At 69.6% G+C, this 22,842-nt stretch carries 20 protein-coding genes; 7 read left to right on the top strand and 13 right to left on the bottom strand.

Features of this window, described 5'->3' with window-relative positions:
• Nucleotides 1-44 precede the first annotated feature (44 nt).
• Entirely contained in the window at nucleotides 45-380 is a 336-nt protein-coding gene (locus RIB45_RS00365) for a hypothetical protein (protein WP_350047587.1), read from the top strand.
• Nucleotides 380-1,264: an MBL fold metallo-hydrolase gene (locus tag RIB45_RS00370; RefSeq protein WP_350047589.1), complete on the top strand. Its 885-nt coding sequence runs from the start codon at nucleotides 380-382 to the stop codon at nucleotides 1,262-1,264. Before RIB45_RS00365 ends, RIB45_RS00370 begins: the two co-directional genes overlap by 1 nt.
• Here the strand turns inward: RIB45_RS00370 and RIB45_RS00375 are convergent.
• The 11 genes from RIB45_RS00375 to RIB45_RS00425 all read right to left on the bottom strand — a co-directional run bounded on the left by RIB45_RS00375 (nucleotide 1,261) and on the right by RIB45_RS00425 (nucleotide 14,970).
• Complete coding sequence (locus RIB45_RS00375) at nucleotides 1,261-2,670, bottom strand: CoA transferase (protein ID WP_350047591.1); 1,410 nt, start codon at nucleotides 2,668-2,670, stop codon at nucleotides 1,261-1,263. The two genes, RIB45_RS00370 and RIB45_RS00375, sit on opposite strands and share 4 nt — an antisense overlap.
• Complete coding sequence (locus tag RIB45_RS00380) at nucleotides 2,667-3,878, bottom strand: YbfB/YjiJ family MFS transporter (RefSeq protein WP_350047593.1); 1,212 nt, start codon at nucleotides 3,876-3,878, stop codon at nucleotides 2,667-2,669. The genes RIB45_RS00375 and RIB45_RS00380 overlap by 4 nt, the downstream gene beginning before the upstream one ends.
• 399 nt (nucleotides 3,879-4,277) lie before the next feature.
• Complete coding sequence (locus RIB45_RS00385; protein WP_350047595.1) at nucleotides 4,278-5,180, bottom strand: PAS domain-containing protein; 903 nt, start codon at nucleotides 5,178-5,180, stop codon at nucleotides 4,278-4,280.
• Nucleotides 5,177-6,865, bottom strand: a complete 1,689-nt coding sequence (locus RIB45_RS00390) for a sensor histidine kinase (RefSeq protein WP_350047597.1) — start codon at nucleotides 6,863-6,865, stop codon at nucleotides 5,177-5,179. The genes RIB45_RS00385 and RIB45_RS00390 overlap by 4 nt, the downstream gene beginning before the upstream one ends.
• 110 nt (nucleotides 6,866-6,975) lie before the next feature.
• Nucleotides 6,976-8,481 carry a methyl-accepting chemotaxis protein gene (locus RIB45_RS00395; protein ID WP_350047599.1) on the bottom strand — a complete coding sequence of 502 codons (1,506 nt, stop codon included), beginning with the start codon at nucleotides 8,479-8,481 and terminating at the stop codon, nucleotides 6,976-6,978.
• A gap of 174 nt (nucleotides 8,482-8,655) precedes the next feature.
• Complete coding sequence (locus RIB45_RS00400) at nucleotides 8,656-9,378, bottom strand: ABC transporter ATP-binding protein (RefSeq protein ID WP_350047601.1); 723 nt, start codon at nucleotides 9,376-9,378, stop codon at nucleotides 8,656-8,658.
• Nucleotides 9,379-9,382: 4 nt separating this feature from the next.
• Entirely contained in the window at nucleotides 9,383-10,135 is a 753-nt protein-coding gene (locus RIB45_RS00405) for an ABC transporter ATP-binding protein (RefSeq protein ID WP_350047603.1), read from the bottom strand.
• Nucleotides 10,123-11,088, bottom strand: a complete 966-nt coding sequence (locus RIB45_RS00410) for a branched-chain amino acid ABC transporter permease (RefSeq protein ID WP_350047605.1) — start codon at nucleotides 11,086-11,088, stop codon at nucleotides 10,123-10,125. The genes RIB45_RS00405 and RIB45_RS00410 overlap by 13 nt, the downstream gene beginning before the upstream one ends.
• Nucleotides 11,088-11,969 (bottom strand): branched-chain amino acid ABC transporter permease, encoded by an 882-nt coding sequence (locus tag RIB45_RS00415; protein ID WP_350047607.1) that lies wholly within the window; start codon nucleotides 11,967-11,969, stop codon nucleotides 11,088-11,090. Before RIB45_RS00415 ends, RIB45_RS00410 begins: the two co-directional genes overlap by 1 nt.
• Nucleotides 11,970-12,122: 153 nt before the next feature.
• A complete protein-coding gene (locus tag RIB45_RS00420; protein WP_350047609.1) occupies nucleotides 12,123-13,433 on the bottom strand; it encodes an ABC transporter substrate-binding protein in 1,311 nt (436 codons plus the stop codon).
• A 145-nt stretch (nucleotides 13,434-13,578) separates the two neighbouring features.
• A complete protein-coding gene (locus tag RIB45_RS00425) occupies nucleotides 13,579-14,970 on the bottom strand; it encodes a hypothetical protein (RefSeq protein ID WP_350047611.1) in 1,392 nt (463 codons plus the stop codon).
• 323 nt (nucleotides 14,971-15,293) lie between these two features.
• Here RIB45_RS00425 and pncA point away from each other — a divergent pair, with 323 nt between their 5' ends.
• Nucleotides 15,294-15,914, top strand: a complete 621-nt coding sequence (pncA, locus tag RIB45_RS00430; RefSeq protein ID WP_350047613.1) for a bifunctional nicotinamidase/pyrazinamidase — start codon at nucleotides 15,294-15,296, stop codon at nucleotides 15,912-15,914.
• Nucleotides 15,915-15,930: 16 nt separating this feature from the next.
• Here the strand turns inward: pncA and RIB45_RS00435 are convergent, their stop codons facing one another.
• The gene (locus RIB45_RS00435) at nucleotides 15,931-16,398 is read right to left on the bottom strand and encodes a RidA family protein (RefSeq protein ID WP_350047615.1); all 468 of its coding nucleotides are present in this window, start codon (nucleotides 16,396-16,398) and stop codon (nucleotides 15,931-15,933) included.
• Nucleotides 16,399-16,502: 104 nt separating this feature from the next.
• On the opposite strand from RIB45_RS00435, the gene RIB45_RS00440 reads away from it, so the two are divergent.
• Genes RIB45_RS00440 through RIB45_RS00450 form a run of 3 tightly spaced genes read left to right on the top strand, consistent with a single transcriptional unit; the run spans nucleotide 16,503 to nucleotide 20,002 of the window.
• Entirely contained in the window at nucleotides 16,503-17,405 is a 903-nt protein-coding gene (locus tag RIB45_RS00440; RefSeq protein WP_350047616.1) for an N-formylglutamate amidohydrolase, read from the top strand.
• A gap of 40 nt (nucleotides 17,406-17,445) precedes the next feature.
• Nucleotides 17,446-17,802 carry a Spx/MgsR family RNA polymerase-binding regulatory protein gene (locus tag RIB45_RS00445; protein ID WP_350047618.1) on the top strand — a complete coding sequence of 119 codons (357 nt, stop codon included), beginning with the start codon at nucleotides 17,446-17,448 and terminating at the stop codon, nucleotides 17,800-17,802.
• A 34-nt stretch (nucleotides 17,803-17,836) separates the two neighbouring features.
• Nucleotides 17,837-20,002 carry a N,N-dimethylformamidase beta subunit family domain-containing protein gene (locus RIB45_RS00450; RefSeq protein ID WP_350047620.1) on the top strand — a complete coding sequence of 722 codons (2,166 nt, stop codon included), beginning with the start codon at nucleotides 17,837-17,839 and terminating at the stop codon, nucleotides 20,000-20,002.
• Nucleotides 20,003-20,156: 154 nt separating this feature from the next.
• Here RIB45_RS00450 and RIB45_RS00455 read toward each other — a convergent pair whose 3' ends face one another.
• Nucleotides 20,157-21,227 (bottom strand): CobW family GTP-binding protein, encoded by a 1,071-nt coding sequence (locus tag RIB45_RS00455; RefSeq protein ID WP_350047622.1) that lies wholly within the window; start codon nucleotides 21,225-21,227, stop codon nucleotides 20,157-20,159.
• 112 nt (nucleotides 21,228-21,339) lie between these two features.
• Here RIB45_RS00455 and RIB45_RS00460 point away from each other — a divergent pair, with 112 nt between their 5' ends.
• The gene (locus tag RIB45_RS00460; RefSeq protein ID WP_350047624.1) at nucleotides 21,340-22,752 is read left to right on the top strand and encodes an amidase; all 1,413 of its coding nucleotides are present in this window, start codon (nucleotides 21,340-21,342) and stop codon (nucleotides 22,750-22,752) included.
• Nucleotides 22,753-22,842 lie beyond the last annotated feature (90 nt).

Below are 22,842 nucleotides of genomic sequence, written 5' to 3' on the forward strand. Positions count from 1 at the left end.
GGCGTTCCTCCAATCCTTTTTGTCTGATGGCGCACGGTTAGATCATGCGGGGCGGGCCGCTTCAATCCGGCGCGTGCGCGGCGTTGCGCGCGTTGCGCGCCGGCGGCATGCTGGCGGGCATGAACGAGGGCGACGAGCAACGCGGCGGCGGCTATGTCGGCGGGACGATCCTGACCGTCCTGTTCTTTCTGCTGGTCGCGGCCCTGGCCGCGGTCGCGGTGATCGGGATCGGCTTCGCCGCGATCGCCATGCCGATCACCACGACGTTGATCCTGCTGTTCTTCGCCGTCGCCGGGATCGCGGCCTGGCGTGCGAAGATCAGACATGAACGCGCCCTGCGCCGCGCCCGCGCGGCGCTTGAGGAGGAGAGCGGCCACTGATGGAGGCGGTCCTGCTGGGCACCGGCTGCCCGCAATGCAGCCCGCGGCGCTTCGGGCCGGCGGCCTTGCTGCGCACCGCGGAAAGCGCCGTGCTGGTCGATTGCGGCAGCGGCGTCACCCAACGTCTGGTCGCCGCCGGAACGCCAGGGCGCGATCTCGACGCGGTGGTGCTGACGCACCTGCACTCTGACCACATCATGGATCTCTACCAGCTGATCCTGTCCAGTTGGCATCAGGGGCGCGACCGGCCGCAGCATGTCGTCGGGCCGACGGGGACGGCGGGGTACGTCGACGGCTTGATGAAACTTTGGCGCGCCGAGCGCGAACAGCGCATCGCCCACGAACGTCGTCCCTCGACGGCTGCGCTCGAGGTCGAGGTGACGGAGATCGCAACCGACGGGCCTTGCCTCGACCTGGGCGATCTGCGGCTGTCGGCGGTGCGCGTCGACCATGCGCCGGTCAAGCAGGCCTTCGGCTTCGTCGCACAGGACGCATCCGGCCGACGTGCGGCGATCAGCGGCGACACCGCCTACTGTCCGGCGCTGATCGAGGCGGCGCGCGGCGCCGAGCTGCTGATCCACGAATGCTTCATCCATCGGGAGATGCCGGTCGTCGCCGGGGTGCGCGCGGCCGAAACGGTCGAGGCCGTCGCCTCCTACCACACGCTTTCCACGGAGGTAGGAAAGGTGGCGCGGGAGGCGGGAGTCGGCTTCCTGATGCTGACCCACTTCGTGCCCGTCGCGTTCGACCGCATGGCGCTGGCGGAGGAGGTGGCCGCCGCGTTCGACGGACCCTTCGCGATCGGCGAGGACTTGATGCGCTACGATTTGGCGACCCGGCGGCTGGTCCATGCGGACGGAGTCGTCAGGCTTTCTGCGCCTTAGCCGTCGTTCCAGATCGGCCGGTGGGCGTCGAGCGCGACCGGCGGGCGGGTCCAGCCGACGCGGGCGTCGCTCAACCGCACGGCGTGGCGCACGGCGCTTACCCGGCCGAAGGGGCTGTCGGTCTCCTCCAGGAAGCGCGCGACGTCGGCGCGGCTGGGATCGGGAACGGCGAAGCCTTCCGGCGGGCGGCCCAGGCCTCGCAACAGACCGCCGACGCCGGCCAGCGAGACGCGCACGCGCCAACTCCCGCCCTCGACCGCCCGGCGCAGCAGCGCCGCCTCGATCCCGAAGGCGAGCAGCGCGCCGGCGCCGTGATCCAGCGCCTGCGCCGGCAAGGCCCTCGGCCGGTCTTCGCCCGCCGCCTCGGCTTCCGCCGCGTTGAAGCCCGTCGCCGTCTGGACCAGCGAATCGAAGCCGCGCCGCCCGGCCCACGGGCCTGAGAAGCCGTAGGCCGACAGCTCGGCGTAGATCAGACCCGGGCGCCGGGCGGCCAAGTCCGGCGCCCCCAAGCCGCGCGCGGCGAGCGCGCCGGGGCGATAGCTTTGCAGCACGACGTCCGCGCCCTCGACGAGCTCCAGGAACGTCGCGCGGTCGGACGCGTCGCGCAGGTCCAACTGCGCCGCCCGCTTGCCCCGTCCGGTGTCGAGATCAAGCGCGGGCAGGGCCGGAAGATGCGCCGCCGTGATCCGCAGCGCGTCCATCCCGTAGGCGGCGAGCGTGCGCGCGGCGACCGGCCCGGCGATAACGTGGGTCAGGTCGAGCAGCCGCAGACCCGCCAACGGACGCTCTCCCGTTCGGCCGGCCGGCGCGGGCGGAAGCGGCGTCCCCGGCGCGTCGCCGATGCGCTCGACCGCGACGACGGGCGCGCTCGCCGCGGCGGCGCCGGGTGCGCTCGCGTCCCAGCTGTCGAAGGAGCGCAGGGCGGCGGCGACGGCCCCGGCGGCCGCGGCGGCGGCCTCGACCTCCGTTGCGCGGCGGGTCTTTAGAGCGCGGGCGACGGCCTCGCGGTCGTCGGCGCAGCCTAACAGCGTGACCAGCGCGCGCCGGTGGTGCGGGAAATTCGTATGGACGCGGAGATGGCCGTCGACCGTCGCGTAGAGGCCGGCGATCGGATCCCACAAGTCGCCAGGCGGCGCGCCGTCCAGATGCAGGTGACGCTCGCTGCGGAATTCGGCTGCGGCGTGCGCGCCGTCGACGCAGACGCGGCTTTCCGGGCCGCCGCGCGCGGCGTGAACGGCGGCCGCGCCGGCGCCGGCAAGCGCCAGCGACAGGCGGGCCAACCGGGTGACGGCGAAGCTGGACGGGAGCGCGTGATCCGTCCCCTCCAAAGCGATCGGCGGCAAGCGCGTCGGGTCCAGGCCGACCGCGCGCCACAAGCGCTCAAGAGCCTCCGGCGGCGCGCTCACGGTTCCCCCCGGTCGCGCCGACGGGCGCCGCGCACGGCGACGAACTCCAGCGCGAGCCCAAGCGCGGGGGCGGCCAGGGCCAGTTGGAAGAGTAGGTGATAGTCGTGGCGCAGATCGAAGACCCAGGCCAACAGATAGGCGCCGACCGCCTGGCCGACGGCGAACCCCGCCGTCGCCTTACCCCAGGCGGCCGCTTTGGCGGCCTCGGTCTCGCCGGAAAGCTCGCGCACCCGCCCCAACGTCACGGGAACCAAGCCCGGCGTCAGCATGCCCCCGATCACGGCGGAGGCCGCTATGGCCGCGGGATGGGCGGACAGCAGCAACAGCGCGACCACCGCCGCCTCCAGGGCGACCACCCAGCGCAGCGCAGCCGCGAAACCGATCCTATCGGCGAGCCGACCGGTCGCCATCGGCCCGATCAACGCGCCCACTCCGAACAGCGTCCAGATCAACGCGCCCTGCGCCAATCCCCGTTCCAGGCCGCGAGCGACGTAATCGACGAGAAAGACCATGTGCGGCACCAGCCCGAAGGCGCACAGGCCGTAGAGGATGGTGACAGCCTTCAACGCCCGCGCGAGCGCCCGGCCGTCCGGCGCGCCGGCCCCCGACGCGACGGGCGCGCGGGCGGGCGCGAGGCGTGCGTCGTCAGCCAACGGCCAGGCGGCGAGCGTTATCATCAGCGACAATCCGCCGAGCGCGAGCCAGGCCGTCGTCAGCCCGATCCCGATCAGCCAGGGGAGCGCCGCGCCGGAGAACACGATGCCGATCCCGACGCCCGTGAACATCAATCCGCCGGCGCGCCCGCGCTTCTCCGCCGGGGTCTGCAGCATGACGAGGCTCGAGGCGGCGACCATCACCGCGCCGCCGGCGAAGCCGGACAGCAGCCGCCAGACGAAAAACCATTCGAAGCCGAGCGGCCAGGCGCAGGCGATCAGGCTCGCCGCCGCCAGGCCCATCATCGCGCGCGTCGACCAGCCCGGCCCCAATCGGCGCATCACCCGCGCGCCGCCGAGCGCCCCCAGCAGATAGCCGGCGAGATTGGCCGCCCCCAGATACGCCGCCGCCGAGGGCGCGAACCATCCGCCGTCGACCAACGCCGGCAACAGGGGCGTGTAGGCGAAGCGCGCCAAGCCGATCCCGACCAGACTGGCCGATAGACCGGCCAGCGCGGCGAGCCGGGCGGCGGAGCGAGGCGGGAGGTCGGTCACGGGCGGCTTGCGTCCTATCGGCAGCGGCGGGGAGGGCGAACGCGAGGCCGTGAGTATTTCATCGCAGCGGCCGGCCGAAAAGCCGGCGCTCCGCCCATGTGAGAGGCGCGCCGGCGTGCGATGGGGCCGACGCTGCCGAAGAGCCGGGAGCGGGCGTCGACCCACCGAGGTCAAGAGGAGCCGGCGAGGATGCGCGCTGGCCTGACCGTCCTTCGCGATCTGATCGACGAGAGACGCGACAAGCGCGTCGGCAGAGCGGTCCGCGCCCGCCTTGACGACCAGGCGGGCCGCTCGGCGACCCGCGCCGAGGCAAGGGGCGGCGGCTCGCGTCCGCGGCGGTGGACGGCGCCCGATTTCCCGCACCTCAGTGTGTGATCCGGCCGGGGTGCGGCCCCGGTCCTAGAAGGCCGTTCGCGCCGCCCGCCCCGCTTTGGCTTTCGCCAACAAGGTCCGATAGGCATGCGCGTTCGGCCCGTTCGGCGCGTCCAGCAGGCGCTGCTCCAATTGTTCCGCCACCCGTTCGAGATAGCGTTCGGGAGGCAGGGCGCGGAACGCGTCCGCGATGTCTGCGAGATCCGCGGCGGTGCGCGCGGTCGCACTCAGATGATCGCCGATCGCGGCGAAACGCTCCGCCGTCTCAGGCGTGAGCGCGGCGGCGGAAGCCTCGGCCGCGGCGGAATCGACGACGGATTGCAACGCGTCGACGCGTCGGGTGAAGGGGGGCGGCGCCGGCTCGACCGGCTCGGCTGCGTCGGCGAACGGATCGGTTCCGGCGGCCAGCGGCCTGGCGTCGAGCGGGCTGGCGCGTCGCTCCTGCGCCAGCGGCTCGGCGAACAGCAGGACGTGCTGCGCGCCGCCTTCGGCGCGCAAGGGCAGAAGCAACGCCCCGCGCTCCGGCGCTCCGTCGATCGTGAAGAACAGCGGCGCGGCGTCGCGCAGAGTGCGGCGCAGCAAGGTGGCGAAGGCCTGCTCCGCCGCCGCGTCTCGAAGCGCGCCGGACAGCCGTCGACCGGTGAGATCGCAGCCCAGCGCGGCGACGAGCGCGACGCCGAACAGCCGGCAGCGGAACTCCGTCAGCGGATCCTCCGGCGCGCCGGCCGGTTCGAAGACCGCGAGACGGCCTGCCGCCCCGGGACCGAGGACGGTCAGATCGAAATCCGCGCGGGTCGCGCCGGCGTCGCGGCGCGCCAAGCGACGCCACCGCTCGACGAGCGCCGCGCTGTCTGGGTAGCGTTCAGCGTCGGCCGTTGCGGGATCGTTCCAGGCGGTCAGGCGCGCCGGGCCGGCGGTCAATCCGATCATTGGGTCTCTCCGGGCTTGCGGGGGGAGGGCGCGGGGTCCTCGACCGAGCGCGCGGGCTCGACCAGGGGTGCGGGGGCGGCGGGATCGACGATCTCGCGCTCGACGGGCACCGCGAGGCCGAGGCGGGCTCCGCGTTCCCGCTCGCGATCGACATAGAGAAACCCGCCGTGAAGCTTTGCGATTTCGGAACAGACGTACAGGCCGAGCCCGATTCCCTTGTTCTGGGCGCGGGTTTCGTCCTCACCGCTGCGCACGAAGGGTACGCCGAAGGTCGAGACGATCTCCTCCGGAATGATGGGGCCGTCATTCTCGACGTAAAGGATCAACGCATCCCTGGTTCGGGCCGCTCCGGCGGTCACGCTGTCGCCCGCGCCGTAGCGCAGAGCGTTGGCGAACAGGTTCGTCCAGGCTTGGCGCATGAGGTTGGGGTCGGCGTCCAGAACGAGGGTTTCCGGCACGTCCAGGACGAGACGCGGCGGCGCGTCGACCGCCGCGCCGGAGCGCCGCCACACCTCCTCGATCACCGGTCGAACGCGAAACGGCTCGGGCGTCATCGGGATGCGTCCCAGATCGAAGCGCGACGCGTTGAGGACAGAGTCCACGATTTCTTTTAGGCTTCGACCGCTCGCCAGGATGTCGTGCAGATACCCTTGGATCTTGTCGGGGCCGGCGTCCTGCGGCGCGGCGTCTCCCGCCAGGGCGAGGCCGAGCTCCGAGAATCCGATGATGGCGTTAAGCGGCGTGCGCAGCTCGTGGCTCATCATCGCCAGGAACCGGTTCTTGGCTTCAATCGCGGTGTGCTGGGCGGCCAGCTCCTGCTCCAACGTCGTGATCCGCGCGGCTTCGTCGGTGACGAGTTCGACGTCCCCCACCAGCACCGCGCCCCCCGACCCGGCGTCGAGCCGGCCGCGGAAGCGGAGCAGCCGTGCGTCTTGGCCGGCCACATGACTGAAGGCGCGTCCGAACTGGACGGCTTCGTGCATCGCGGCGACGACGGCCGGTCCGTCCTTCGGGTCGAGCGCCGCCATCAACGCGCTCAGGTCGATCGCCTCGTCCAACGTCCCGGCGCCTGAAAGCGCCAGCGTGCGCCGCGCCTCCGGCGAAAGCCAGAGGCGGCCGGTCTCCGGGGTGAAGCGCCAGAAGCCGCGGCCCGTCTCCCGCTCGGCCGTTCGCACGGCGTCCACGTAGTCCGCCAGCGCCTGTCGCTGCGCGCGCTCCTGGGTGATGTCGCGTTCGAAGGCGGCGTAGATCATTCGCGCGCCGTCCCGGCCGACCGGGATCATCTCGACCGAGACCCAGTAGGGGCGCCCGGCGCGGTCGCGGTTGCATAGCTCGAAGGAGGCGGAGGGTCCGGCCTCCAGCGCGGCGCGAACGCGATCGAGCGTGGCTCGATCCGTCTCCGCGCTTTGGAACATTTTAGGGCTGGCGCCTTTGAGTTCATCCGCTGTGTAGCCCGTCATCTCGCAGAAGCCCTGGTTGGCGTAGAGGATGCTGCAGGCGTGATCGGCCGCCGAATCGACGGCGCAGATCAGGACGCCCAGCTCCGAATTGTCGGCCAGGGCCTTCACGTCGGGGGAGGACCAGCGGACGGTCTCGCCGGGCGTCGCGTTCGCCGGGCGGGCCGGGGTTGAGGCGCGGGCGTCGGCGTCGCCGCCGCAGGTCTGATGGTCGTCGGGCAGCCACATGGCCTGTCTCCTTAGGGTCGATCGGTCGGGTCGGGCCACGCTCACGCGACGCGGCGGCGGGGTCGGCCGCGCCTCCCGAAGGGCCGACCCGCCTTGGCGTCGGTCTCCGCTCAGGTCTCGGCGATTTCGCCCAGGAACTTGTCCACTTCGGACGAGAGCGTCTCGGCCTGGGTCGAGAGTTCGCCGGCGGCGGTCAGGGTCTCAGAGGCCGCTTCGCCGGTCTCGTTCGAGGCCTGGTGCACGCCGGAGATGTTGGTGGTCACCTCCTTGGTGGCGGCGCTTTGCTGTTCGACAGCGGCCGAGATTCCGCCGGAGATCTCCTTGATTTCGTCGATCGTCTCGGAGATCGAGCCGATGGCGTCCGCGGCCTTGGCGCTGGCGCTCTGCACGCCCTTGATCTGGCGGCCGATCTCCTCGGTCGCCTTGGCGGTCTGGTTGGCCAGCGACTTCACCTCGTTGGCGACGACCGAGAACCCCTTGCCGGCCTCGCCCGCGCGGGCGGCCTCGATCGTCGCGTTCAGGGCCAGAAGGTTGGTCTGGCCGGCGATGTCGTTGATCAGGTCGATCACCTCGCCGATCTCGTTGGAGGAGGTCTGCAATTCCTCCACCTGCCGCTTGGACTGGGCGGCGCGCTCGACCGCCTGTTCGGCGATCTCGCTGGAGCGCGAGACCTGCCGGTTGATCTCGTCGACTGATTGGGCGAGCTCCTCCGAGGCGGCCGCGACGGTGGAGGCCTGTGTGTTCGTCTCCTCCGCGCCCGAGGCCATGGTCTCGGAGGTCGAGCGCATCTGCGTCGCGGCCGAGGCGACGCTGTCGACGGCCGATTTCACCGTCGTCTCGAAACTGTCGACCATCTTCACCTGCCGGGTGACGACCGACCAGGTGAGCAGCGCGGCCGCATACTCTCCCTCGCCGTCCTCAATGGCCGAGATTTTGAGCTCCAGCGTCTCGTCGCCGAGCTTGATGCGCGCGGTGTGCGGCAGGTTCGACGGATCGCTCAGCATGGTGCGCTGGCGCTGCGGCGTTTTGTGGAAGACGTCGATGGTGGAGCCGACGAGCTCCTCCGGCTTTATCGGCAGAAGGTGCTGAAGCTCGCCGAGCGTCTCGAGCGTCGCGTCGTTGGCGTAGGTGATCGTGAAATCGGCGCTGTCGCACATCATCGCGTTGATCGGCATCTGATCCAGCATGCGACGCTGCATCTTGGCCTCGCGCTCCAGCTTCTTCTGCTCGGTGACCAGCGACCAGGTGACCATCGGGGCGATGTAGCGGCCCTGCGCGTCGCGCACCGCCGAGACCAACAAGTCCAACTTCTCGCCGCCGATCTCGATCAGCGCGCGGTGCGGCAGGTTGCGCTCGTCGCGCAGCATCTGACGCTGGTGCTCTGGGACTTTGTGGAAGATGTCGATGGTGGAGCCGACGAGCTCGTCGGCCTTGATCGGCATCACGTGCTCGATCTTGCGCAGCGTCTCGATCGTCGCGGCGTTGGCGTAGGTGATCTCGAAATTATCAAGGTCGCACATCATGACGTTGATCGGCATGTCGTCGACCATCGCCTTGAAATCGGCGCCTCCAAGCGCGTCCGTATTCGGCTCGTTGTTCTTAAGTAAAGACAGCATCGCATCGGCTCCCTGTAGTCCTGTATGTACGGAACTAAGTTCGGCAGCCGAAAGGAGATGGATCATGCGAAACGGGAAATTTGCCTCGGGTTTGTGTTTATTACCGTAATCGGCCTCTGGATATTTACCGTTTTGTATCAATATAGCCGCTTGTTTTTGCGGCGAAAAACATCGTCACCGACCGACACCCACATACCGCTGAAGTTTTTCCGGATGCAACCGCAGGTCGCTTGCAGCGACTTCGTCGACGCTGCGGCCGTTCTCGACGAAGACGACACGGTCGGCGATCTCCAACACCGCCTCGACGCGCTGCTCGACCAGCAGCACCGCGACGCCGCGGTCCTTCAGCGCGGTCGTCACCTCGCGGATGCGCGCGATCATCGAGGGCATGAGGCCCTCCGTCGGCTCGTCGAGAAGCAGCACCGTCGGCTCCAGGCACAGCGCGCGCGCGATGGCGAGCATTTGCTGCTCCCCGCCGGACAGCGTCCCCGCCCGCTGCTGCAGCCTTTCGCGAAGTTGGGGAAAAAGATCGAGCGCCTTGGCGCGCCGCTCGGCCGCCGAGCCGCCGCGGCCCGCCTTGTCCCCGGCCATGAGGCCGATCTCCAAATTCTCCGCGACGGAGAGCTCGGCGAACAGCCGCCGGCCTTGCGGTACGTAGCCGAGCCCGTGCAGCGGCGCCTGTTCCGCCGGAAGGGTCGCGATCTCGGCGCCGTCGACCATCACCCGGCCCGCGCTCGGCTTCACCAGGCCCATGATCGCTTTGAGGGCCGTGGTCTTGCCGGCGCCGTTGCGCCCCAAAAGGCATAGGATCTCGCCCGCCTCGACGCTGAGCGAGAAATCCCGCAACACCCGCGTCGCCCCGTAGCCGGCGGCCAGCCCTTCGACGCGCAGTCCCATCGCCTCACCCCCCCAGATAAGCGCGCTGCACCGCGTCGTCCGCCCTGATCTCCTCGGGCGCGCCTTCGGCCAGGACGCGCCCGCGGTCCAGCACGGTGATGCGCTCGGCCAGCCCCATGACGACGTGCATGTTGTGCTCGATCAGCAGCACGGTGCTTTCTTGCGCGATCTCGCGCACGAGATCGATGAAGGCGGCGATCTCTTCGTCCGACAGGCCTTGGGTGGGCTCGTCCAGGATCAGCAGACGCGGCGCGAGGCCGAGGCCCATCGCGACCTCCAGCAGCCTCTGATGCCCGTAGCTGAGGTTCCCGGCCGCCTCCTCGGCGCGCTCGGCCAGACCGACGCGGGCCAGCGCCTCGTCGGCGAGCGCGCGCAGCTCCGCCTCCGGCGGACCGATCAGACCCTTGGTGAGGCGGCGTTGAGCCGCCAGCATCACATTCTCACGCGCGCTCATCGCCTTGAAGATCGAGGTGATCTGGAACGTGTAGGCGATGCCGCGGGCGACGCGTTGATGCGCCTTCAGCCGGCTGACGTCCTGGCCGGCGAAGGTGACCCGGCCGGCGCTGGGCCGAATGCGCCCGGACAGCAGGCTGACGAATGTGGTCTTGCCGGCGCCGTTCGGGCCGATGATGGCGCGGATCTCGCCGGTCGGCAGTTGGAAGTCGACGTCGTCGACCGCCGTCAGGCCGCCGAAGTGACGGGTCAGACCCCGGGTCTCCAGCAGCAACGGCGCCGCCTCCTCTTCTACGGCAGCCATCGCGCCCCCCTCGCCCCGAGCTTCTCGCGCACGGTGCCCAGCACGCCCTTGGGGAAGAACAGGATCAGCGCGATCAGGGCCGCGCCGACAACCAGCAGATAGGCCGTCGTGAAGCCGCTGGTCACGTCGACCAGATAGAACATGGCGAGCGTGCCGAGGAGCGGCCCCAGCACCACCCCGGCGCCGCCCATCAGCACCCAGAGCAGCGGATAGATCGAATATTCGATGTTCGCGAAACTGGCCCCGACATAGCCGAACAGCAGCCCGTAGGCCGCGCCGGCGGCCCCGGCCATCGCTCCGGATATCGTAAGCGCGAGCAGCTTCATGCGATAGACGTCGTAGCCCAGCATGCGCGCGCGGTCCTCGTTCTCCCGCACGGCGACGAAGATCCGCCCGAGGCCCGATCGCGCGACGGCGAAGGAGGCGATCAGGCAGATCGCAAACAGCCCGAAGGCGACCGTGTAGCGCACCGTAGGCTCGATCAGCTCCAGGCCGAACAGCGTGCGCATGGCGTCCGGATAGACGAAGCCTTCGTCGCCGCGGGTGAACTCGCCGAAATAGTAGATCGTGAGGTAGGCGGCCTGGGCGAACATCAGCGTCACGATCATGAAGCTGACCCCGGCCGTGCGCAGCGCCACTGCGCCGGCCAGCACGGTCAGCGCGACCGCCGCCGCGAGCCCGATGACGAAGGCCCCGGGGCCGGAGACGGCGGCGAACTGGGCGGCCAGACCGGCCCCGTACAGGCCGGCCCCGAAGAACATGGCGTGGCCCAGGCTCAACAGCCCCGTGTAGCCGAAGGCGATGTTGTAGCCCATCGCGAAGCAGGCCAGCACCATGATCCGCGCGATGTTGATGTGGTGATAGTCGCTGAGCGCGAACTGCAGCGCGAAGAGGACGATCAGCACGCCGAGATGCAGCGCCGTCCCGCCGTCGGGGCGAAAGATCTCCCGCATCACGCCGGGCGCTCCCCAAACAGGCCCTGCGGGCGCCAGACCAGGACGAAGGCGACGACCAGCGTCGCGATGATCTTGGCGAGCGTCGGGGAGAAGAACACGGAGATGACGCCGTCGCTCATCCCGATGATGACCGCGGCCAGCACCGTGCCGCGCAGGCTGCCGAGCCCGCCGATGATCACGACGATGAAGGACAGCAGCAGCGGATCGTGCCCCATCAGGTAATGCGCCTGCTGCACCGGCACGACGAGGACCGCTCCCAGCGCCGCCAGCATCGCCCCGAAGGCGAAGACGCCGCCATAGACCTTGTCGACAGGGATGGCGAAGGCGCGCGCGGTCTCGCGGTCGAATTGCGTCGCGCGCATCATCAGGCCGATGCGGGTGCGCGTCAGCCCCCACCAGACGCCCAGCAACAGCAGACAAGCGGCCGCGATCACGAACAGCTTGTAGGCGGAATAGCCGAACCAAGGCAGTTGGATGCGGAAATCGAAGGGCGGCTGCACAGGGCGCGCGTCGGGTCCGTAGGTCATCAGCACCGCCTGCTGAATGACGTAGAGCATCCCGATGGTGGCGACGATGGTGGCCTCGGGATCGTAGTTGAGGCGGGTCAGCACCGTGCGCTCGGCGACCGCGGCCAGCGCGCCGACGATCAAGGGGCTGACGATCAGCGCCGCCAGGAAGCCGATCGCCGGGTGGATCCCGATCAGGCTCGCGACCCACCAGGCGATCACCGCGCCCAGCATGAAGAACTCGCCGTGAGCCACGTTCACGATGCGCATCACGCCGAAGACCAACGACAGGCCGAGCGCGGTCACCGCCAACACCGCCGCGCCGACGGCCCCTTCGAGCGAGGCGAGCAGGAAATAGGGGCCGAAATCCATGAGGGCGTCAGGTCCTGGGCGGCAAGGCGAGGGGCCGGCGCGAGGCGGGCTGAGACGGCCGGGTCTCCCCCGGCCATGACGAGCTCTTGATTCGAAACAAGCCCGTCATCCCCGGGCTCGACCCGGGGATCTCGCGGAATGGAGGGCGCCGCTTTAGAGCGGCCGCTCGGTGTAGTCCACCTCGTCCTCGTAGAGCCCGGCCTCCATGCTGGTGGTGTGGACCTTGACGAGGTCCGCGCCCTGCACCTGGCTGATATACTGGTGGCCGAAGACCTGATGGGTCTTGCCGTTGAAGATCTTGGCGCCCTGCGGGTGGGCCTGGCTTTCCGGGAATTCGGTCATCGCCTCGACCGCCTCGATCAGGGCGGGACGATCCTGCGGGCCGCGATAGCCCGAGGTCTCCATCCCGGCCTTGATGATGTTCAGGGTCTCCCAACAGCCGAACATGTGGGCGTAGGTGGAGACGTCCTTGGAATCCTCCACGCTCGCGCCGCGCGCGTCGACGCCCACCGCCTCGCGGTAGAACTTGTCGTAGGGCGTTTGGTCGGCCTGGGCGTGACGCGGCATGCCCTCCCAGAAATAGGTGCCGTCGAGGAACTCCAGCCCCGGGCTGTCGATGGCGACCGCCTCCAGGCTGTCGATGAAGCCGAAGATCTGCGGGCGGTTCGAGCCGTAGAACTCCCCCATCTCCTTGACGAAGGTGAGGACGCCCGGACCGACCATGACGTGGTAGAGCACCTCGGTCTCGCGCGGGATCTTGGGGAAATACTTGAAGAAGCTGCTCTCCGTCGGCGGGATCGCGATCTTCTCGATCACCTCGCCGCCCTGCGCGGCGATCGCCTCCGAGAAGAAGTCGCGGTGGTTATGGCCGAAGGCGAAGTCGGGGAAGATCATCGTGACCTTCTTGCCGAGATTCTCCGAAACCCACGGGGCCATCGCGATCACCTGGCTCTTAACGTCGGTGATGCCCGGCTGCAGCGTGTAGCGGTTCAGCATGCCGGACGCCACGTGATGGCCTTCGCTGACGACGAAATAGGGGATCTTCAATTCGCCCGCGCGCGGGGCGGAGCCGATGACCACATGGCTGAACAACGTGCCGTAGGCGACGTCGCATTCATGCTGGGTCGCGAACTTCTCCACCACCTCGGAACCGCGCTTGGGATCGGTCCCGTCGTCCTCGGCGACGATCTCGACCGGGCGGCCGTTGATCCCGCCGGCGTCGTTGATCAGCTTGACCGCCGCGCTCGTGGTGCGGTCGTACCAGCGGCCGTAGGCGGCGCCGATGCCGGTGCGGTGGACCTGGAAGCCGATCTTGATCGGGGCGGAGCTCTGCGCCTGGGAATAGCGCACGAAGCCGGGCGAGGCGGCCAACGCGGCGCCCGCGCCCAGGCCGGCCAGCACCGAGCGGCGCGACGGCGCGGCGCCTGCGGCCCGGCCGCGGGACGGAGTCTTGTTCTCAGCCATCTGCTTGAAGCCTCCTGCTTTCCTGTTCGTCGAAGCCGCGGTTTTTATAGGCTCCGTCGCCTGTCCGGCGGGGAGGGCGGCCCTCGTTGCATTGCGAGAAAAAATGTTCGTACACGAACGATTCAAAATCCAGAAGATTCTGTGCTCACGCTCCCGTCGGCGTCGAGAGCAGCCAGAGCCCGAAGACCGTGTAGCCCACCATCAAGCCGGCCAGCGGGATCTGCGACAGGGCCGCGCGCCGCGCCGATCCGTAGTGCGCCAACGCCAGAAAGTGCGCGAGACCCACCGCCCAGACATGGCCTATCACGATGGCGCCGGCCTGCAGGTTCCAGATCGCCTCGACCGACTCGCGGTTCATCAGGAACGAGGTGACGACATGCATCTCCGCGACCCCCAACCAGTCGGCGCCGGTCGCGAACGGGTCGGTGATCGCGACCAGCCCGTACTGCGCGTTGACCAGCAGCGCCGTCAGATAGTGCGAGAAGTGGTAGGCGAGCGAGATCGGCAGCAGCGAGAGCGCCAAGGCGCCGCCCCTGCCCGCGTCAGTGCGGATCAGCCCGCGCCCGTCGCCGCCGGCCAGCCGGTCGCCGATCCAAACGGCCAGGAAATAGGCGCCGCTCAACGCCGCCGCCGCGCCCAGCAGGCCGAGCGTGTTGTCGATCATGACGGCCGACCGCCCGGGAAAGTCCAACGGATTGATCCCGATCAGGTCGAGCCACCAGAAGGTCTTATTCAGCCCGTCGAACGAGACGGTCGACAGCGCGGTCAGCACGAACAGCGCGGCCGTCGGGCTGGGCGCCGGGGCGGCGAAGATTTTCGCCCCCGGCCACGTCAGGCCGACCCCGCCGCCGGCCGTCCGACGAACCGGCGCCAGCAGCGCGATGAAGCCGAAGAAGACCGACAGGAATTCGCCGCGCCGCGCCCACTCCCGCTCGCCGACCAGCAGCATGGTCGCGAAGGTGAAAAGCCAATAGAGGCCCGCGGCGACCGCCAGGCGCTCCGGATCGTCGGGCGCGACGTCGACCAGTTCGAACCAGGCGAAGGCCAGCAGCGTCACGATCGCAGGCCAGCGGCCGAGCCAGGGCGGCAGCCTGAGCGGCGCCGGCCCGATCAGCCGTCGGACGAGGCGCACCGGCCCGCTCCACGGGTTGATCCAGGCCCAAAGGTCGCCCAAAAGCGCATGCGCCAGCGTCAACGCGACCCACAAGCCCGTCCAGACTGCGATCGGCAGCGGGTTCAGCAGCGGATCGCGGGTGCCCGCGAGCCCCGCCGCCAGCAATAACAGCAACAACGCGAAGGAAAGCCAGCTGAGCGGCGCCGCGCTCTCCCCCGGCGCGCGCGCAGCCTCCGGCGGCTTCGGCGCGCGCGCCGGCGCGAGCAGCAGCATGAGGAAACTGGCCGCCACCGCCAGCGCCCCGCCGACGAGGTAATAGTCGGTCGGCAGCAGCATCACCATGCCGCGCTCCGCCACATGCGCGGCCGCAGGGGCGGGCGCGAAGGCTGCAAGGGCGGCGAGGAGCGTGATCAGACGGCGCATGGACGAGACGCTAGCCCAAGGCGCGACGGCCCCCAAGAGCGATCTTCATAGCCGTCCCCAACTCCGAGGGTGGCGTCGACTCCCGCCGTCGCGCCCCAACTTCCCCCCGGGCGTCGGCCCGGACTGGATCCGGGCCAACCGGTGTTCGCGCGCTCCCCAGGCTCCGGTTGTCCCGGCTCTTGCGGCCGCGACGACGGATGTTGGACGGCTTATCATCAGCTAGGTCTGGGAAGCGCAGCGGACGCGCCGTCACGCCGGTTCCCAATCCGGCCTGCAGCGCTTACGCTTCGCCCAACGGCCATCGTTCGAAAGAGGAAGCCTTGATGAACGACGAGAGCACAGCCCTGATCGTGATCGACGTGCAGAACGACTTCTGCCCCGGCGGCGCGCTGGAAGTGGGCGAGGGGGACCGGATCGTCCCCGTCTGCAATCGCCTGATGGCGCGCTATCCGCTTTGCGTCCTGACCCAGGATTGGCACCCGCGCGAGCATTTCTCCTTCGCCGCCAATCACGACGGCGCGGAGCCCTTCGGGACGATCGAGGCGCCCTACGGGACGCAGGTGCTCTGGCCCGTCCACTGCGTCCAGGGAACGGAGGGCGCCGCCTTCCATAAGGATCTGGAGACGACCCGCGCCCACATGATCGTGCGCAAGGGCTTCCGCCCGCACATCGACAGCTATTCCGCCTTCTTCGAGAACGATCAGAAGACGCCCACCGGCCTCGACGGCTATCTCAAGGATTTGGGGGTCAAGCGGCTGGTGATGCTCGGTCTCGCCACCGATTTCTGCGTCCATGACAGCGCGGTCGACGCGGTGAAGCTCGGCTACCCGGTGACGTTGGTCGAAGACGGCTGCCGCGGCATCGACCTCGACGGCTCGCTCGCGGCGGCGGTCGCCGACATGAAGGAGAAGGGCGTCGCCTTCGCGACCAGCGACGCGCTCTGAGCCGCCGGACCCGCGCTCAGCGCACCTGCACGATCGCCTCGACCTCCACCGCGACGCCGAGGGGGAGCGAGCCCGCGCCGACCGCGAAGCGACTGTGCCGGCCCTTTTCCTCGAAGATCTCGCCCATCAGGTCGGAGGCCCCGTTGATCACCTTCGGGTGCTCCTTGTAATCGGTCGGGCAATTGACGAAGCCGCCCAGCTTCACGATCCGCACGACGCGATCCAGATCGCCGTCGAGCGCGCGCTTGACCTGCGCCACGATGTTGAGCGCGCAGGTCCGGGCGGCCTGCTGGCCCTCCTCGAGCGAGAAGTCCTCGCCCACCTTGCCGACGAATTTCAGGTCGCCGTTCCAGAAGGGCACCTGGCCGGAGACGTAGAGCAGGTCGCCGACGGGGACGACTTGGGTGTAGGCGCCGGCGGCGGCCGGCGGCTCCGGCAAGGTGATGCCGAGTTTCTCAAGGCGGGCGTCGATCTCTCCGGCCATGGGGCGCTCCTTTCAGCTGTCCGTGCGGGGCGCGACTATAGGACCGGCTCTGCGGCTTTGCCAACCGGGCGCGGCGTTGCTATTTCAAAAGGCGGAGCAGGACGGTGAGGACAGCCATGCGCGCGGCCGAGACGAGCGGATTGGAAGGGGTCTACCGGCTGACCGCCCCGGCGGACGGGACGGCGCAGGCCCCGGTCGTGCTGGATTCGCCGCATTCCGGCGCGGTCTATCCCGACGGCTTCAAGCCGCGCGTGCCGCGGCGCGAGCTGCGCCGGGTGGAAGACGCCTTCGTCGACGAGTTGTTCGCCGACGGCCCGGCGCACGGCGCGGCGCTGCTGGCCGCGCTGTTCCCGCGCAGCTTCATCGACCCGAACCGCGCCGTCGACGATCTGGACCCCGGGCTGATCGACGGGCCGTGGCCCGGGCGGCTCAACCCGACGGAGAAATCGCGCCTCGGCCACGGTCTGGTCTGGCGCAGCTGCCCCAGCGAGCGCCCGCTCTATCACGGCCCGCTGCCGACGGCCGAGGTCGCCTGGCGGATCGAGACCTTCTGGCGGCCCTACCATGCGGCGCTGGAGGATCTGCTGACGGCGGCGCACACGCGCTTCGGGGCGGTCTGGCATCTCAACTGCCATTCCATGCCGGCCAGCAGCAGCCCGGCGGTGCCGGGCCGCGCCGGCCAGCGCGCCGACTTCGTCCTGGGCGACCGCGACGGCACCAGCTGCGCGCCCGCCTTCACGCAGTTCGTGCGTGACCGCCTCCAGGCGATGGGCTACACCGTGCGCATCAACGACCCCTATCGCGGGGCGGAGCTGGTGCGCGCCTACGGTCGACCTTCTCAGGACCGGCACAGCTTGCAGATCGAGATCAACCGCGGCCTCTACATGCACGAGGCCGCGTTGGAGAAGACCGACGGCTTCGCGCGGCTCACGCGTGATCTCGGCCGTCTGGTCGCCGACATTTGCGATCACGCGCACGCCCAGACCGCCCGCTTCGCCGCCGAGTGACGGACTCAGGCGACTGACATCGATTTAGGAGCGAGACGGCATGAAGGTCTACGGCCTGAAGAATTGCGACAGCTGCAAGACGGCGGTCAAGGCGCTGAACGCCGCCGGCGTCGACTACGAATTCGTCGATTTCAAGAAGACCCATCTCGACATGGAGACCACGCAGAATTGGGCCGACTGGGTCGGCGCCGACAAGCTGGTGAACCGTGGCGGCACGACCTGGCGCAAGCTCGACGAAGGCTCGCAGGCGCTGGCCGGCGCGGACGAGGGCGCGGCGATGCTGGTGAAGGACAACCCATCGCTCGCCAAGCGCCCGGTGATCGAGCATGACGACGGCGAGGTCACCGTCGGCTTCGATCAGGAAGTGAAGGGCAAGCTCGGCCTCACCATAGAGTGAGGCGCGCAGAGGCTTCGGGGGGAGCTCAGACGACATGGCGTTGCAGACGGGCCGCATCCCGCTCCTCGGCTACAGCGACCGGCTGTCGGTCCGGCCGGGCGAGACGATCCGCTTCAAGGTCTCCAGCCACGGCGAGGGGCCTTACGAGGCATGGCTCGTCCGGTCAATCTCGGCCGACCCCAATCCCGAGGGGCCGGGGATCGTCGAGCGGCCGGTGGAAGCCGCCTTCGCCGGCGCCTACCCCTCGCGCGTGCAGCCCTTCAATCCGGGAAGCTGGGTCGCCGTCTCGCACGGGCCGGCGATCGCGAAGGGGAGCGCGTACGCGCTTGAGGCCGTGATCTTCCCAACGCTGCCCGGCGACGGGCGAGAGCAGGCGATCCTGTGCGCCGGCGGGGCGACGCTGCTGATCGATGCGGCCGGCGGAATCGCCGCGCGGGCCGGCGGCGCGGAGGTGTCGGCCGAAACGCCGCTGAAGCCGAAGCGCTGGTACGCGGTGCGCCTACACGCCGATCCGGCGACCGGGCGTCTCGCGGTCGGCTGGCGCGCGCTGCCCTCGGGCCGCGCGGACGCCCCGCAGCCAGGCGAGAGCGAGGAGGCGGCGGTCGAAGCGCCGACGCCGGGCGCCCTGACGTTCGAGCCGCGTCTGCGCGTCGGCGTCGCCGCGCGCCTCGACCAGGCCGGCGAGCCGGCGGACCATTTCGACGGCAAGATCGAAGCGCCGACGATCCGCGACGTGCATGAGGCGATCGCGGCCCAATGGGACTTCTCGCAAGGGATTGAGACCTGGAGCGCGTCCGATGTCGGGCCGCAGGGCCTGCACGGCCGGATCAAGAACCATCCGGTGCGCGGCGTCACGGGATCGGCCTGGGACGGGAGGGCCTTCAGCTGGCGCGACGAGCCCGCCCACTACGCTGCGATCCATTTCCACAGCGACTCCGTCGCCGACTTCGGGTGGGAGGACGACTTTTCCTGGACCGTTCCGGAGGACCTGCCGTCCGGCGTCTATATCGCGCGCATTCGCTGCGGCGAGGCGGAAGACGCCATGCCCTTTTTCGTCGGCCCGCCCAAGGGCCGGCGCACGGCCGACGTCGCGATCCTGATTTCGACCTTCACTTACGCGATCTACGGCAACCACGCCCGGCCGGACTTCGCCGAGTTTTGGCGCGACCGCTTCCGCGCGTGGAACGCCTACCCCTACAATCCTGCGGATTATCCGGAATACGGCCAGTCGACCTATAACCGGTATCGCGACGGCGCCGGCATCTGTCACGCCAGCTGGCGCCGACCGTTGTTCACGCTGCGCCCCGGCTACGTCACCTTCGGCTACGGCGAGGGCTCGGGCCTGCGTCACTTCCCGGCCGACAGCCATCTGATCGCCTGGGCGGAGGCGAAAGGGCTGACGGTCGACCTCGTCACCGACGATCGGTTGGACGAGGAGGGGGCGGCGGCGCTCGAGGGCTACAAGGTCCTGCTGACCGGCAGCCATCCAGAATATCACACGCCCGCCATGCTGGACGCGCTGGAAGCCTATCGCGATCGCGGCGGGCTGCTCTGTTATCTCGGCGGCAACGGCTTCTACTGGAAGATCGTGCGCCACACGGAAGAACCCCATCTGCTGGAAGTGCGCCGCGCCGAAGGCGGCATCCGCGCTTGGCCCGCCCAGCCGGGCGAGGCGCACCACGCCTTCGACGGCTCCTATGGCGGGCTGTGGCGCCGGCTCGGCCGCCCGCCGCAGCGCCTCACCGGGATCGGCTTCAGCGCGCAAGGCCAGTTCGAGGCCTCCAGCTATCGGGTCGAGGCGGTCGACGCGCACGCGCCCGGCGCGTGGATTCTGGGCGACTTGAAGGAAGGCGACCGGCTGGGCGATTTCGGCCTGTCCGGCGGCGGCGCGGCCGGGTTCGAGCTCGACCGCGTCGATCATGATCTGGGCAGCCCCGAGGGCATCACGATCCTCGCCCGCTCCGACAGCGCGGCTGAGAGCTTCGTCGTCGTGCCGGAGGAGATGCTGACCCACATCACCACGGTGACCGGGGACCCGCCGAACAGCCTGCTGCGCGCCGACATGACCTATTTTGAGACGCCCGCCGGCGGGGCGGTCTTTTCCGTCGGCTCGATCACCTTCTGCGGCTCGCTGCCGCACGCGGGCTTCGAGAACCCGGTCAGCGACTTGCTGGAACGGGTGGTGCGGCGGTTTCTCTGAGGTGTCGGTGAATGTCTCCCGCTCCCTCATGGGAATGGATCGGGGAGAGGGTGGGCGCCGTCGGGCGCTTGAAGGATCCCGGCGCGGGGCGCCGGGTCGATTTCCTGAACGGAAATCGCGCCCCCCTTCCAACCTCCGGCCATGAAGGGGGAGGCTAAGTCTCCTGCATGAAGGCCGCGAACATTTCCGCCACCGGCTGTTTGTTGATGTCGCGGGTGATGAAGACGAGGCGGGAGCGTTTTCGCTCCCCCTCCGGCCAGCGCTCCAGCATCGCCGGCGGGTGGAAGACATGCTGCACGCCGTGCACGGCGACCGGTCCCTCGACCTCCGCCACATCCAGGATCCCCTTGATGCGCAGCAGGTTGGCCCCGTGGCCGGCGATCAGCGCCTCCATCCAATCCACGAAGGCGTCCCAGCGGATCGGCCGATCCCACTCCACGACGAAGCTGCGGATGCGCGCGTCGTGGCGGTTGGGGTCGTGGTGATGACGGCCGTGATCGTGAGCGTGAGCGTGATCCGTCTTGTAGGCCTCCTCCGCCAGCCATCTGGCGACGTCCGGACTCTTGCTTTCCGGATCGTACAGGCCCGCGTCGAACAGGGCCGACGGCTCCGCCGCGCCGTGCGCGACGGCCAGGATCGGCGCGGCCGGGTTGATCGCCTTCAGGCGCGTCTCCAGCGCCGTCGGGTCGACGATCATGTCGGTCTTGGTCAGGAGGATGCGGTCGGCGACGGCGGCCTGCTTCACCGCCTCCGGCTGGCGGTCCAAGGTCTCCGCCCCGGCGACGGCGTCGACCGTCGCGACCACGCCGTCCAGGCGATAGCGCGCCGAGATCACCGGATCGGTCATCAGCGTGTGCAGGATCGGCGCGGGATCGGCGAGGCCTGTCGTTTCGATCACCAGGCGCTCGAAGGCCGGGATCTCGCCCTTCCAGCGGCGGCGGATCAGCGTGCGCAACGTCTCGATCAGATCGCCGCGGATGGTGCAGCACAGGCAGCCGGAGTCCATGACGACCATGTCCTCGGTCGCGGTCTCGACGAGCCGGTTGTCGATCCCGACCTCGCCGAACTCATTGATGACCACGGCGGTCTCGCCCATCGCCGGATGGCGCAGCAGATGGTTCAGGACGGTCGTCTTGCCGCTGCCCAGAAAACCGGTCAGCACGCTGACGGGCAGACGCTCCAGGCCGGGGTCCGTTCGGGAATCGGCGGCGGCGGTCTCGCTCATGGGCTTCGGTTCCGTCTTTCGCGGGAGGCGGGATTTCGCTTGGCCGGTCGGGGGCGAGCTTTCTACACTCGCCCCGCCGCGAGGAGAAAACACCAACGAAAGGCCCGCCGCAATGAGCGAGGAGCGCGCAAGCGACCCCATCCGCTGGACCGCCTGCCAGGCGGTCGACGCCCTGAAGGCGCGCGAGGTGAGCCCGAAGGAGCTGATCGCCGCCGCCTTCGATCGGATCGAGGCCGTCGACGGCGCCGTCAACGCCCTGCCGACGCGCTGCCGCGCGCGGGCGGAGGCGCAGGCGGACGGCGCGCGCGCCCACTGGCCGCTCTACGGCCTGCCGGTCGCGGTCAAGGATCTGAACGAAGTGTCCGGCGTGCGCTGCACCTTCGGCAGCCTGATCTACAAGGATTTTGTTCCCGAGGCCTCCGACATCACGGTCGAGGTGCTGGAGGCGCGCGGCGGCGTCCCGATCGCCAAATCCAACACGCCTGAGTTCGGGGCCGGCGCCAACACTTTCAACGAGGTGCTGGGCACGACGCGCAATCCGTGGAACACGGATCTGACCTGCGGCGGCAGTTCCGGCGGCTCGGCCGTCGCTCTGGCGACGGGGCAGGTGTGGCTCGCCACCGGCTCGGACCTCGGCGGCAGTCTGCGCACGCCGGCGAGCTTCTGTCAGGTGGTGGGCTTGCGCCCCTCGCCGGGCGTCGTGCCGCGCTCGTCAGCCAGTCTTCCCTTCGGGACTTTGGCGGTCGAGGGGCCGATGGGCCGCACGGTGGAGGACGTCGCCCTGATGCTGGACGCCATGGCGGGCGAGCACCCCCGCGACCCGATCTCACGGCCGCCGGCGGCCTCCAGTTTCCGCCAGGCGGCGCATAACGGCCGGGCGCCGCATCGCGTCGGCTATTCGCCGGATCTCGGAATTCTGCCGGTCGACCGCCGGGTGCGCGAGACGACGGCGGCGGCGGCGACGCTGTTCCAGGATTTGGGCGCCGTCGTGGAGGAGGCGTGCCCCGATTTCGCCGGCGCGCCGGAGATCTTCCAGACCCTGCGCGCGGCCGGCTACGTCGCGAACCACCGCACGCATCTGGCGGAGCATCGCGACCTGCTGAAGCCCGACGTCGTCTGGAACATCGAAAAAGGCATGGCGCTGACCGCGGACGAGATCGCGGCCGCCGAGATCGCGCGCGCGGCGCTGCTGGCGCGCTGCTGCGACTTCTTCGAGGCGTACGATCTGTTGGTCTGCCCGGCGGCGATCGTCCCGCCCTTCCCGGTCGAACAGCGCTATGTCGAGGAGGCGGCGGGCCATCGCTTCGACAATTACGTCGATTGGCTGGCGATCTGTTCGGCGATCACGCTGACCGGGCTGCCCTCGATCTGCGTGCCCTGCGGGCTGACGGAGGACGGCCTGCCCGTCGGCCTGCAGCTGGTCGGCCCGCCGCACGGGGAGGCGCAGCTCCTCGGCATGGCGAAGCGCTTCGAGGAGGCGACGGGCTTGGCCGACCGCACGCCGATCGATCCGATCGCACGGTGACGCGCCGCGCTCAGCGCCGCCGTTGCACCGAACCGCCCCGACCGGTACATTGCACCGCACAATGATAGGTCGATGGACGGATGAAGGAGC

This window comes from Marivibrio sp., assembly GCF_040218065.1.
GTDB lineage: Bacteria > Pseudomonadota > Alphaproteobacteria > UBA8366 > Aestuariispiraceae > Marivibrio.

Coding starts and splice junctions, on each gene's coding strand:
- RIB45_RS00445 (WP_350047618.1), top strand. CDS start 17,446: ATGAAGGTCTACGGCCTGAAGAATTGCGACAGCTGCAAGACGGCGGTC.
- RIB45_RS00435 (WP_350047615.1), bottom strand. CDS start 16,398: ATGGCCGGAGAGATCGACGCCCGCCTTGAGAAACTCGGCATCACCTTG.
- RIB45_RS00395 (WP_350047599.1), bottom strand. CDS start 8,481: ATGCTGTCTTTACTTAAGAACAACGAGCCGAATACGGACGCGCTTGGA.
- RIB45_RS00450 (WP_350047620.1), top strand. CDS start 17,837: ATGGCGTTGCAGACGGGCCGCATCCCGCTCCTCGGCTACAGCGACCGG.
- RIB45_RS00415 (WP_350047607.1), bottom strand. CDS start 11,969: ATGGATTTCGGCCCCTATTTCCTGCTCGCCTCGCTCGAAGGGGCCGTC.
- RIB45_RS00460 (WP_350047624.1), top strand. CDS start 21,340: ATGAGCGAGGAGCGCGCAAGCGACCCCATCCGCTGGACCGCCTGCCAG.
- RIB45_RS00420 (WP_350047609.1), bottom strand. CDS start 13,433: ATGGCTGAGAACAAGACTCCGTCCCGCGGCCGGGCCGCAGGCGCCGCG.
- RIB45_RS00370 (WP_350047589.1), top strand. CDS start 380: ATGGAGGCGGTCCTGCTGGGCACCGGCTGCCCGCAATGCAGCCCGCGG.
- RIB45_RS00410 (WP_350047605.1), bottom strand. CDS start 11,088: ATGCGGGAGATCTTTCGCCCCGACGGCGGGACGGCGCTGCATCTCGGC.
- RIB45_RS00425 (WP_350047611.1), bottom strand. CDS start 14,970: ATGCGCCGTCTGATCACGCTCCTCGCCGCCCTTGCAGCCTTCGCGCCC.
- RIB45_RS00390 (WP_350047597.1), bottom strand. CDS start 6,865: ATGTGGCTGCCCGACGACCATCAGACCTGCGGCGGCGACGCCGACGCC.
- RIB45_RS00455 (WP_350047622.1), bottom strand. CDS start 21,227: ATGAGCGAGACCGCCGCCGCCGATTCCCGAACGGACCCCGGCCTGGAG.
- RIB45_RS00385 (WP_350047595.1), bottom strand. CDS start 5,180: ATGATCGGATTGACCGCCGGCCCGGCGCGCCTGACCGCCTGGAACGAT.
- RIB45_RS00365 (WP_350047587.1), top strand. CDS start 45: ATGCGGGGCGGGCCGCTTCAATCCGGCGCGTGCGCGGCGTTGCGCGCG.
- pncA (WP_350047613.1), top strand. CDS start 15,294: ATGAACGACGAGAGCACAGCCCTGATCGTGATCGACGTGCAGAACGAC.
- RIB45_RS00405 (WP_350047603.1), bottom strand. CDS start 10,135: ATGGCTGCCGTAGAAGAGGAGGCGGCGCCGTTGCTGCTGGAGACCCGG.
- RIB45_RS00400 (WP_350047601.1), bottom strand. CDS start 9,378: ATGGGACTGCGCGTCGAAGGGCTGGCCGCCGGCTACGGGGCGACGCGG.